2 protein-coding genes are annotated in these 13,100 nt (G+C 70.8%); both read left to right on the top strand.

The window, feature by feature from the left end; translation table 11 throughout:
* The first annotated feature begins 19 nt into the window (after positions 1-19).
* Positions 20-5,761: an amino acid adenylation domain-containing protein gene (locus tag A9X03_RS17515; RefSeq protein ID WP_369828426.1), complete on the top strand. Its 5,742-nt coding sequence runs from the start codon at positions 20-22 to the stop codon at positions 5,759-5,761.
* A partial coding sequence (locus A9X03_RS17510; protein WP_068262187.1) for a non-ribosomal peptide synthetase occupies positions 5,758-13,100 on the top strand: 7,343 nt, incomplete at its 3' end. The genes A9X03_RS17515 and A9X03_RS17510, both read left to right, overlap by 4 nt.

Genomic DNA, 13,100 nt, shown 5'->3' with positions numbered 1-13,100 from the left:
GCAGGGCGGCGTCGCCGACGTGCTGCCACTGACCCCGGTGCAGCAGGGACTGCTTTTCCACACCGCCTTCGCGCAGGACATGGACGACCTCTACGCGGTGCAGCTCGGGATCACCGTCAGCGGTGCGCTCGACGCGGCGCGCCTGCGCGAGGCGGTCCACACCGCCGTCAGGCGCCACCCCAACCTGGTCGCCCGGTTCTCCGAGGACTTCGGCGAGCCCGTGCAGATCATTCCGGCCGAGCCCCAGATGGCCTGGCGGTATGTCGAGCTGGACGGCGGCGACGTCGACGAGCAGGTCGAGCAGCTGTGCGCCGACGAACGCGCCGCGGTGTGCGACCTGGCCGACAAGCCGTCATTCCGGGGCGCGCTGATCCGCACGGCGGGCGACCGGCATCGGTTCGTGCTGACCATCCACCACATCGTGGTCGACGGCTGGTCGCTGCCCGTGCTGCTGCAGGAAGTGTTCGCTAGCTACTACGGGGAACGGTTGCCCGCCGCGCCGTCGTACCGCAGCTTCGTCACGTGGCTCACCAACCAGGACCGCGCCGCCGCCCAAGCGGCGTGGGCCCAGGCGCTGGCCGGCTTCGAGACCCCCACCCTGGTCGGCCCGCTCGGGCAGATCGGGAAGCGCGGCGTAGCCGCCTTTCACGTGCCCGCCGACACCACGCACGCGCTGGGCGAGCTGGCGCGCTCCTGCCGCACCACCATCAGCACCGTGCTGCAGGGCGCGTGGACGCAGCTGCTCACGTGGCTGACCGGCCAGCACGACGTCGCCTTCGGCACCGCCGTCTCGGGACGTCCCACCGAACTGCCGGGCGCGGACGCGATGGTCGGCCTGCTGATCAACACGGTGCCCGTGCGGGCGACCATCACCGCGACCACCACCGTCGCCGACCTGCTCGACCAGCTGCAACGCCTGCACAACGACACCGTCGACTACCAGCACCTGGCCCTGCCCGAGATCCACCGGGTCACCGGCCACGACCAGTTGTTCGACACCCTGTTCCTCTACGAGAACTACCCGATCGACGCGGGTGCGCTGCTGGGCGTGCACGAGCTGGCCATCACCGACTTCAGCAGCCGCGAATACAACCACTACCCGCTGTCCGTGGTGGCCTCGCCGGGTCACGAGCTGAGCCTGCGCGTCGAATTCGACACCGAGGTGTTCACCGCCGCCGCCATCAACACGCTCATCGACCGGCTGCAGCAGGTGATGGTGGCGATGACGGCCGACCCCGCCCGCCGCCTTTCCTCGGTCGACCTGCTCGACGCCGCCGAGCACACCCGGCTCGACGACTGGGGCAACCGGCCGGTGCTGGCCGAGGCGGCGCCCAAGCTGGCGTCGATTCCGGAGCTGTTCGCCGCGCAGGCGGCCCGCGGCCCCGACGCGGTGGCGATCACCGACGGCGACCGCTCCTGGACGTACGGCGAGGTCGAGGAGTCCGCGAACCGCCTGGCCCACCTGCTGGTGAGCCGGGGCGCCGGCCCGGGGGAGCGCGTCGCGGTGCTGTTCCCCAGGACGGCCGAGGCCGTCGTGGCCATCCTGGCGGTTCTCAAGACCGGGGCGGCCTACCTGCCCGTCGACCCGACGGTGCCGGCGGCGCGCATCGAGTTCGTGCTCGGGGATGCCGCACCCATCGCCGCCGTCACCACCGCCGAGGTGCGGTCGAGGCTCGACGGCCAAAACCTGGACGTCATCGATTTCGACGACCCCGCCGTCGCCGGCCAGACCGGCGACGGGCTGCCCGCGCCGGCGCCGGACAACATCGCCTACATCATCTACACGTCCGGAACCACCGGCACGCCCAAGGGCGTGGCCGTGCCACACCGCAACGTCACCCAGCTGCTGGAGTCCTTGGACGCGCAGCTGGCGCTGGGGCAGGTGTGGACGCAGTGCCACTCGCTGGCCTTCGACTTCTCGGTGTGGGAGATCTTCGGGTCGCTGTTGTACGGCGGCCGGCTGGTGATCGTCCCCGACGCGGTGGTCCGCTCGCCCGAAGAGCTGCACGCGATGCTGGTTCGGGAACAGGTCAGCGTGCTGAGCCAGACGCCGTCGGCGTTCTACGCGCTGCAGACCGCGGATTCGCTGGCACCCGAGCTGGGCCAGCAGCTGAAGCTGCAGACGGTGGTGTTCGGCGGCGAGGCGCTCGAACCCCACCGGCTGGGCAAGTGGCTGCACCACCACCCCGGGCTGCCGCGCCTGATCAATATGTACGGCATCACCGAGACCACGGTGCACGCCTCGTTCCGGGAGATCGTCGACGGAGATGTCGACACCAACGCCAGCCCGATCGGCGTGCCGCTGGCCCACCTGGGCTTCTTCGTCCTGGACGGGTGGCTGCGCCCCGTGCCGGAAGGCGTGGTCGGCGAGTTGTACGTGGCCGGCCGGGGCCTGGCGTACGGGTATGTGGGCCGGTCCGGGCTGTCCGCCACCCGGTTTGTGGCGTGCCCGTTCGGCGGGTCCGGTGCCCGGATGTACCGCACCGGCGACCTGGTGCGCTGGGGCGCCGACGGCCAGCTGCAATACATGGGCCGCGCCGACGAGCAGGTCAAGATCCGCGGCTACCGCATCGAGCTCGGCGAGGTGCACGCCGCCCTGGCCGCGCTGGACGGCGTCAACGAGGCGGCCGTGATCGCCCGCGAGGACCGCCCCGGCGACAAGCGGCTGGTGGGCTACGTGACCGGAACCGCCGACCCGGCCGAGATCCGCAATCAGCTCGGCGAGCGGCTGCCGACCTACATGGTGCCCACCGCGGTGGTGGTGCTCGAGGCGCTGCCGCTGACCGTCAACGGCAAACTCGACACCCGGGCGCTGCCGGCGCCGGAATACTCCGACTCCGATCATTACCGCGCCCCGAGCACCGCCATCGAGGAGATCCTGGCCGGCATCTACGCCCAGGTGCTCGGAGTCGAGCGCGTCGGCGTCGACGATTCGTTCTTCGACCTCGGCGGCGACAGCATCCTGTCGATGCAGGTCGTCGCCCGCGCCCGGGCGGCCGGCGTCGTCTGCCGCCCGCGCGACATCTTTGTCGAGCAGAGCGTGGCCCGGCTGGCCCGGGTGGCCTCGCTGGCCACCGACGACGACGTGGTCGACGAGGGCATCGGGCCGGTGGTCGCGACCCCGATCATGCGCTGGCTGCACAGCGTCGACGGTCCGGTCGAGCAGTTCAACCAGACGATGGTGGTGCAGGCCCCGGCGGGGGTCGGCGAAGCCGACGTCGTGCTGGTGCTGCAGGCTTTGCTGGATCGGCACGCGATGCTGCGGCTGCGGGTCGACGACGACGGCGCGGGCGGCTGGTCGCTGCGGGTGTCCGAGGTCGGCGAAGTCGACGCCGCCGGTTGCGTGCACACCGTGGAGACGTTGTCCGACGCGGCGTTGTCGACGGCGGTCGCGCAGCTGAACCCGGCCAGCGGCGCGATGCTGCGCGCGGTGTGGGTGCCCGCCACCGGCCAGCTGGCGCTGATCATTCACCACCTGGCCGTCGACGGCGTGTCGTGGCGAATCCTGTTGGAAGACTTGAACATCGCCTGGGCTCAACACCACAGCGGGCAGCCGGTGGCGCTGCCGGTGGGCGGCATGTCGTTCGCGCGGTGGTCGTCGCTGCTGGCGGAGCACGCGCGCCGACCGGACGTCGCCGAGACGGCCGACGCGTGGCGGCAGATCTCGTCGACCCCGGCGCCGTTGCCGTCGGTTCGGCCCGACATCGACACCTACGTCAGTGCGGGACAGCTGTCGGTGTCGCTGGACGCCGACACCACCCGGTTGTTGCTGGGCGAGGTGCCCGCGGCGTTCCACGCCGGCGTGCAGGACATCCTGTTGATCGCGTTCGGGTTGGCCTGGGCGCAGTTTGTGGGCACCGGCGCACCGATCGGCATCGACGTCGAGGGCCACGGCCGCCAAGAGGAGTTGGGCCCGCACGTCGACCTGTCCCGCACGGTGGGCTGGTTCACCACCAAGTACCCGGTCGCGTTGCAGATCGGCGGGCTGTCCTGGGGGCAGGTCGTCGCGGGTGAGGCGGAGCTGGGGGCGCTGGTCAAGGACGCCAAGGAACAGCTGCGCGCCCTGCCCGACGGCCTGACCTACGGGCTGCTGCGCTACCTGAATCCCGACGTCGAACTGGACGTGTCCGACCCGGTGATCGGGTTCAACTACCTCGGGCGGCTGGGCGGCGCCGGCGACCTGTCCAGCGAACTGTGGCGGCTCGACCAGGACAGCCTGGCGTCCGCCGGCGCGGCGACCGCGGTGCCGATGCCGTTGCCGCACACCGTCGAGCTCAACGCCGGCACCCTGGACACCGCGGGCGGTCCGCTCCTGCAGGCCAACTGGACCTGGGCGCGCTCGGCGCTCGACGAGGCCCAGGTGGCCCGCCTGAGCGAATTGTGGTTCGACGCGCTGAGCGGCATCTGCAGCCACGTCCGCAGCGGTGGCGGCGGCCTGACTCCGTCGGACCTGGCCCCCGCCCGGTTGACGCAGCGGGACATCGACGAGCTGTGCCAGCGCTACCCGGTCGCCGACGTGTTGCCCTTGACCCCCCTGCAGCAGGGCCTGCTCTTCCACACCGGCAGCGAGCACGGCAGCGACGACCTGTACGCCGTCCAACTCGACATCAGCGTGAACGGGGCGCTTGACTCGCACCGGTTGCGCGACGCCGTGCACACGATGATCAAGCGGCATCCCAACGTGGTGGCGCACTTCATCGAGGATTTCGGCGAACCCGTGCAGGTTTTGTCGGCCGAGCCCGCCCTGTCGTGGCATTACGTCGAACTCGACGCCGAAGACGCCGAACCGGAAGAGCAGATCCAGCAGCTGTGCGCCGCCGAGCGCGCCGCGGTCTGCGACCTGGCGGAGCGCCCGGCCTTCCGGGCCGCGCTGATCCGCACCGCCGACAACCGGCACCGGTTCGTGCTGACGAACCACCACATCGTGCTCGATGGCTGGTCGAAGCCGATCCTGCTGCAGGAGATCTTCGCTGCCTACTACGGGGTGCAGTTGCCCGCCCCGGTGCCGTACCGCAAGTTCGTCGACTGGTTGGCGGCGCAGGACCGCGGCGCGGCGCAGGCGGCGTGGCGGCGGGTGCTGGCCGGCTTCGACGCGCCGACCTTGGTCGGTCCGCCCGGCCGGGTCAGCCTGGGGCCCCGCGGCGTGTCCTCCTTCCAGGTGTCGGCGGAGACCACGCGGGCGCTGGGTGAACTGGCCCGCTCGTGCCACACCACCGTCAGCACCGTGCTGCAGGCCGCGTGGGCGCAGCTGCTGATGTGGCTGACCGGTCAGCACGATGTGACTTTCGGCACAGCGGTGTCGGGCAGGCCGACCGATTTGGCCGGCGCCGACCAGATGGTCGGGCTGCTGATCAACACGGTGCCGGTGCGGGCGACGATCGGCGCCGAAACCACGATCGCCGACCTGCTCAACCAGCTACAAGGCGCCTACAACGACACCCTCGAGCACCAGCATCTGGCGCTCAACGAGATCCACCGTGTAACGGGACACGACCAATTGTTCGACACCATGTTCGTGTACGAGAACTACCCGATCGACACCGCAGCGTTGTCTGCCGTCGATGAGCTGGCTATTAGCGGATTTACAAATCGGGAATACAACCACTACCCGCTGTCGGTCCAGGCCGTGCCTGGTCACGAAATAAGTCTTCGTGTCGAATTCGATACAGAAGTCTTCGACACGGGCAGAATCGAGAGGTTGGTTGAGCGGTTCAGGCGCGTGCTGGAAGCCATGACCGCAGATGTGGAGGAGCAGTCATGACCGTCGGCGCGGGGCGGCGATTGTTGTCGATCGACTTGCTTGATGGCGGCGAGCACGACCGCCTCGACGAGTGGGGCAACCGGGAGGTGCTGAGCGCTCCGGTCACGGGGGCGGTGTCGATTCCGGCGTTGTTCGCCAAGCAGGTCGCGCGCGTGCCGGAGGCTCCGGCGCTGACGTTCGAGGGCCGCTCGCTGACCTACGCCGAACTCGACGAGGCCGCGAACCGGCTCGCGCACCTGCTGGCCGACCACGGCGCGCGCCCGGGTGCATGTGTGGCGCTGCTGCTGTCGCGCTCGGCCGAGGCGATCGTGTCCATCCTGGCGGTGCTCAAGACCGGTGCGGCGTACCTGCCCATCGACCCGGCGGTCCCGGCGGCCCGCATGGAGTTCATGCTCGGCGACGCGGCGCCGGTCGCCGCGGTCACGACGGGCGAACTGCGCTCACGCCTGGACGGGTTCGACCTGCTGGTCGTCGACGTGGCCGACCCGGCGGTGGAAGACCAGCCGAGCTCGGCGCTGGACGGGCCGGCCCCCGAGGACATCGCGTACATGATCTACACCTCGGGCACGACCGGTACCCCGAAGGGTGTGGCGGTCACGCACCAGAACGTCACCCAGCTGCTGAACAAGCTGCCCGCCGACCTGCCGAAGGCCGGTGTGTGGTCGCAGTGGCATTCGCTGGTGTTCGACGTGTCGGTGTGGGAGATCTGGGGCCCGCTGCTGCACGGTGGCCGGCTGGTCGTGGTGCCCGAGTCGGTAGCCGGATCGCCGGATGAGCTGCACGCGCTGCTGGTCGCGGAGAAGGTCACCGTGTTGTGCCAGACCCCGTCGGCGGTGGGGATGCTGTCGCCCGATGGCTTGGATGCGACCGCCCTGATCGTGGCCGGCGAGGCCTGCCCGTCCGAGGTGGTGGATCGCTGGGCCCCGCGCCGGGTGATGATCAACGCCTACGGCCCGACCGAGGGCACGGTCTATGCGTCGATGAGCGCGCCGCTGAAGGCGGAGTCCGGGGCGCCGCCGATCGGCTCGCCCGTGCCCGGGGCGGCGCTCTTCGTGCTCGACAAGTGGTTGCGCCCCGCGCCGGAGGGCGTCGTGGGCGAGCTGTACATCGCCGGTCGCGGCGTGGCATCCGGATATGTCCGCCGGCCGGGCCTGACGGCCTCGCGCTTCATCGCCTGCCCGTTCGGGGCGCCCGGTGCGCGCATGTACCGCACCGGCGACTTGGTGCGCTGGGGCGTCGACGGCCAGCTGCAGTACCTGGGCCGGGCCGACGAGCAGGTCAAGATCCGCGGCTACCGCATCGAGCTGGGCGAGATCCAGTCGGCGCTCGCCGCGCTGGACGGCGTGGACCAGGCGGCCGTCATCGCCCGCGAGGACCGGCCCGGCGACAAGCGGCTGGTGGGCTACGTGACGGGGACCGCCGACCCGGCCGAGATCCGCACCCGGCTCGGCGAGCGGCTGCCCAGCTACATGGTGCCCGCGGCCGTCGTGGTGCTGGACGCCCTGCCGCTGACGGTCAACGGCAAGCTCGACAAGCGCGCCCTGCCGGCCCCCGAGTACCACAAGACCAGCGGCGAATACCGCGCACCCACCACGGCCGTCGAAGAGACGCTGACCGCCATCTACGCCCAGGTCCTGGGACTCGAGCGGGTCGGTGTGGACGACTCGTTCTTCGACCTCGGCGGCGACAGCATCCTGTCCATGCAGGTGGTGGCGCGCGCCCGGGCGGCCGGCGTGGTGTGCCGGCCGCGCGACGTCTTCGTCGAGCAGACCGTGGCCAAGCTGGCCCGGGTGGCCCGCGTGGCCTCCGACGACGAGGAAGTCGACGAGGGCATCGGCCCGGTGTCGGCGACCCCGATCATGCGCTGGCTGCAGCAGGTCGAGGGCCCGACCGACCAGTTCAACCAGACCATGGTGGTGCAGGCTCCGGCCGGCGTCACCCGCGACGACGTGCAGGTGGTCCTGCAGTCGCTGCTGGACCGGCACGCCACGCTGCGGCTGCGGGTCGACGACGACGGCGCGGGCGGCTGGTCGATGCATGTGCCCGAGGTCGGCTCGGTCGACGCCGGCACGTGCATGCACACCGTCGACGCGCTGTCCGACGCGGCGCTGGTGGCGGCGCGCTCGCAGCTGAACCCCGCCGCGGGCATCATGTTCCGCGCCGTGTGGGCGGAATCCACGGCCCAATTGGCGCTGATGATTCACCACCTGGCCGTTGACGGCGTGTCGTGGCGAATCCTGTTGGAAGACTTGAACATCGCCTGGGCCCAGCACCACAGCGGGCAGCCCGTGGCGTTGCCGACGGGCGGAACCTCGTTCGCCCGGTGGTCAGCGATGCTGGAGGAGCACGCCCAGCGGCCCGAGGTCGTCGAGACGGCCGAGGCGTGGCGAGAGGTCGCGGCGACCCCGGCGCTGTTGCCGGCGGTGCGCCCCGACGTCGACACCTACGAGACGGCCAAGCAGCTCTCGGTGTCGCTGGACGTGGAGACCACCCGGTCGCTGCTGGGCGAGGTGCCCGCGGCGTTCCACGCCGGCGTCCAGGACATCCTGCTGATCGCGTTCGGGCTGGCGTGGGCGCGGTTCGTCGGCACCGGCGCCCCGATCGGCATCGACGTCGAGGGCCACGGCCGGCACGAGGAGCTGGGCCCGCACGTCGACCTGTCGCGCACCGTCGGGTGGTTCACCACCAAGTACCCCATCGCGCTGACCGTCGGCGAACTGGACTGGGCGCAGGTGATGGCCGGTGACCGGGCGCTGGGAGCGCTGGTCAAGAAGGCCAAGGAGCAACTGCGTGCCCTGCCCGACCCGCTGACCTACGGGCTGCTGCGTTACGTCAACACCGACGTCGACCTGGACGGGTCGGACCCGGTCATCGGGTTCAACTACCTGGGACGGCTGGGCGCGGCGGCGGATCTGCCCGGCGAGATGTGGCGGATCAGCCAGGACAGCCTGTCGTTCACCGGCGCCGCGAGCGCGGCGCTGCCGATGCCGCTGATGCACACCGTCGACCTCAACGCCGGGACCATGGACACCGAGGCCGGCCCGCACCTGCAGGCGAACTGGACCTGGGCGCCCTCGGCGCTGGACCACGAGCAGGTCAGCCGGTTGAGCCAGCTGTGGTTCGAGGCCCTGGCCGGCATCTGCGCGCACGTACGCAGCGGCGGGGGCGGGTTCACGCCGTCGGACATCGCGCCCGCTCGACTGACCCAGCAGCAGCTCGACGACCTATGCCAGCAGTACGCGGTTGCCGACGTGTTGCCGTTGACCCCGCTGCAGCAGGGGCTGCTCTTCCACGCCAGCTTCGCGCACGACGTGGGCGACGACGTGTACGCGGTGCAACTCGGCATCACCGTGACCGGAGACCTCGACGCGCACCGGCTGCGCGAGGCCGTGCACGCCGTGGTCGACCGGCACCCCAACCTGGCGGCCCGATTCTGCCCCCAGTTCGGCGAGCCGGTGCAGGTCATCCCGGCCGACCCGGTGATGGCGTGGCGGTACATCCAGCTCGGTGCGGACGACCTGGACCCCGACGAGAAGATCGAACAGCTCTGCGCCGCCGAGCGCGCCGCGGTCAGCGACCTCGCCAACCGGCCCGCCTTCCGCGCCGCGCTGATCCGCACCGCCGACAACCGGCACCGGTTCGTGCTGACCAACCACCACATCGTGATGGACGGCTGGTCGCTGCCGATCATGCTGCGCGAGATCCTGACGAGCTACTACGGCGACCGGTTGCCCGCGCCCGCGTCCTACCGCAGCTACCTGACCTGGCTCGCGGCCCAGGACCGCACGGCGGCCCGCGGCGCCTGGGCCGAGGTGATGGCCGGGTTCGACGCGCCCACCTTGGTCGGGCCGCCGGCCCGGCTCGGCCTCGGCCGGCGGGGCGTCGAGTCGTACCGGCTGCCCGCCGAGACGACGCGGGCGCTGGGCGAACTCGCCCGCTCCTGCCACACCACCATCAACACCGTGCTGCAGGGCGCCTGGGCGCAGCTGCTGATGTGGCTGACCGGCCAGCACGACGTCGCCTTCGGCACCGCGGTGTCCGGCCGGCCGGCCGACCTGGTCGGCGCCGAGTCGATGGTGGGTTTGCTGATCAACACCGTGCCGGTGCGCGCCAACATCACCGCGGCCACCACCGTGGTCGAGCTGCTGCAGCAGCTGCAGAACGCCCACAACAACACGATCGAGCACGAGCACTTGGCGCTGAACGAGATTCACCGCGTCACCGGTCACGACCAGCTCTTCGACACACTGTTCCTCTACGAGAACTACCCGATCGACACCAGCGTGCCGCTGGGCTTCCACGAGCTGGCGATCACCGACGTCACCAACCGCGAGTACAACCACTACCCGCTCTCGGTGATGGCGCTTCCGGGCCGTGAACTGGGCCTGCGCGTCGAGTTCGACACGAGCGTGTTCGACACCGCCGGGATCGAGTCGCTGATCGAACGGTTCCAGCGGGTGCTGGCGGGCATGGCCGCCGACTCCAGTCAGCGGCTGTCCTCGATGGACGTCTTGGACGGGGGCGAGCGCGCCCGCCTCGACGAGTGGGGCAATCGGTCGGTGTTGACCGCGCCCGTGGGCGCGAAGGCGTCGATCGTGTCGCTATTCGCCAAGCAGGTGGCCCGGACGCCGGAGGCGCCGGCGTTGACGTTCGACAGCCACTCGATGAGCTATCGCGAGCTCGACGAGGCCGCGAACCGGATGGCCCACCTGCTGGCCGAGCACGGCGCGCGGCCGGGCGAAAGCGTGGCGCTGCTGCTGTCCCGGTCGGCCGAGGCGATCGTGTCGATCATGGCGGTGCTGAAGACCGGCGCGGCCTATCTGCCGATCGACCCGGCGGTCCCGGCGGCGCGGATCGAGTTCGTGCTCGCCGACGCCGCGCCCGTCGGCGTCGTCACGACGGCCGAGTTGCGGTCGCGGCTGGACGGCTCCGACCTGTTGGTGATCGACGTCAACGACCCGTCGTTGGACGCCCAGCCCGCCACGGCGTTGCCGGGCCCGGCCCCCGAGGACATCGCGTACCTGATCTACACGTCCGGCACTACCGGTGTCCCGAAGGGCGTGGCGGTCACGCACCACAACGCGACGCAGCTGCTCGAGAAGCTGCACGCCGACCTGCCGGACCCGGGTGTGTGGGCGCAGTGGCATTCGCTGGTCTTCGACGTCTCGGTCCACGAGATCTTCGGCGCGCTGTTGCACGGCGGCCGGCTGGTCGTGGTGCCCGAGTCGGTGGCCGGTTCCCCGAAGGAGCTGCACGCGCTGCTGGTCGCGGAGCAGGTCACCGTGCTCAGCCAGACCCCGTCCGCGGTGGGAATGCTCTCCCCGGAGGGGCTGGACTCGATGGCCCTGGTGGTCGCCGGCGAGGCTTGCCCGCCCGAGGTGGTCGAGCGGTGGGCGCCGGGTCGGGTGCTGATCAACGCCTACGGTCCGACCGAGGGCACGGTGTACGCGGCGATGAGCGCGCCGTTGAGCGCGGACGGCGGAGCGCCGATCGGTTCCCCGGTCCCCGGGGCCGCCCTGTTCGTCCTGGACAAGTGGCTGCGGCCGGCGCCCGAAGGCGTCGTCGGTGAGCTGTACATCGCCGGTCGCGGCGTGGCGTCCGGCTATGCGCGCCGCCCGGGCCTGACGGCCTCGCGGTTCATCGCCTGCCCGTTCGGAGCGCCCGGCGCCCGGATGTATCGCACCGGGGACCTGGTGCGCTGGGGCGCCGACGGCCAACTGCAGTACCTGGGCCGAGTCGACGAGCAGGTCAAGATCCGCGGCTACCGCATCGAGCTCGGCGAAATCCAGGCCGCCCTGGCGGGTCTGGACGGGGTGGAGCAGGCGGCGGTGATCGCCCGCGAGGATCGCCCCGGCGACAAGCGGCTGGTCGGTTACATCACCGGCACCGCCGACCCCGCCCAGGTTCGGGCCCAGCTGGGTGAGCGCCTGCCCGCCTACATGGTGCCGGTCGCGGTGGTCGTGCTGGACGCGCTGCCGCTGACCGTCAACGGCAAGCTCGACAAGCGCGCCCTGCCCGCCCCCGAGTACCAGAAGACCGGTGGCGAGTACCGGGCCCCGGCCACGCCGGTGGAGGAGACCCTGGCCGACATCTACGGCCGCGTGCTCGGATTGCAGCGGGTGTCGGTCGAGGATTCGTTCTTCGACCTGGGCGGCGATTCGCTGTCCGCGATGCGGGTGATCGCCGAGATCAACACGGCCCTCGACGCCAACCTCTCGGTGCGCACCCTGTTCGAGGCGCCGTCGGTGCGGGGCCTCGCCCACCGGGCCGAACGCGATGCCGGCTCTGCGGGCGAAGCCGAGACCGGCGGCCCCAGCTTCGCCTCCGTGCACGGACCTGATGCCACGCAGGTCTACGCCAGCGATCTCACTCTGGACAGGTTCATCGATGCCGCGACGCTGAGCGCCGCGCCCGCGCTGCCGGGGCCGAGCTCGGAGGTGCGGACGGTCCTGTTGACGGGGGCGACGGGGTTCCTGGGGCGTTATCTGGCGCTGCAGTGGCTCGAGCAGCTCGAGTTGGTGGGCGGCAAGCTGATCTGCTTGGTGCGGGGCGGCTCCGACGAGGAGGCGCGTCAGCGGCTGGAGAAGACGTTCGACAGCGGTGACCCGAAGCTGCTGCGTTACTTCCAGGACCTCGCGGCCGACCACCTCGAGGTGATCGCCGGTGACAAGGGTCAGCCCGGCCTGGGTCTCGACGAGCAGACGTGGGAGCGGCTGGCCGACACCGTCGACCTGATCGTCGACTCGGCGGCCCTGGTCAACGGCGTGCTGCCTTACAGCGAGCTGTTCGGCCCGAACGTCGCGGGCACGGCCGAGCTGATCCGGATCGCGCTGACCAGCAGGATGAAGCCGTACGCGTACGTGTCGACCTCGGACGTCGGCCGCCAGATCGATCCGGCGGCGTTCACCGAAGACGCCGACATCCGCGTCATCAGCCCGATCCGCAAGGTCGACGGCAGCTACGCCAACGGCTACGGGAACAGCAAGTGGGCCGGCGAGGTGCTGCTGCGCGAGGCCAACGACCTGTGCGGGCTGCCCGTCTCGGTGTTCCGCTCGGACATGATCCTGTCCGACACCAGCTACGCCGGCCAGTTCAACCTGTCGGACATGTTCACCCGGATGGTGCTGAGCCTGGTGGCCACCGGCATCGCTCCGCGGTCGTTCTACCAGCTGGACGCCGAGGGCAACCGGCAGCGTTCGCACTTCGACGCGCTGCCGGTGGAGTTCGTCGCCGAGGCGGTCACCACGCTCGGCTCCCAGGTGGTCGAAGGGTTCGAGACGTATCACGTGATGAACCCGCACGACGACGGCATCGGCATCGACGAGTACGTCGACTGGCT

It is taken from the genome of Mycobacterium sp. E1715 (genome assembly GCF_001667625.1).
Classification (GTDB): Bacteria; Actinomycetota; Actinomycetes; order Mycobacteriales; family Mycobacteriaceae; genus Mycobacterium.
Note: the sequence above shows the minus strand (reverse complement) of the source record. Positions and strands in the feature narration are given on the sequence as shown.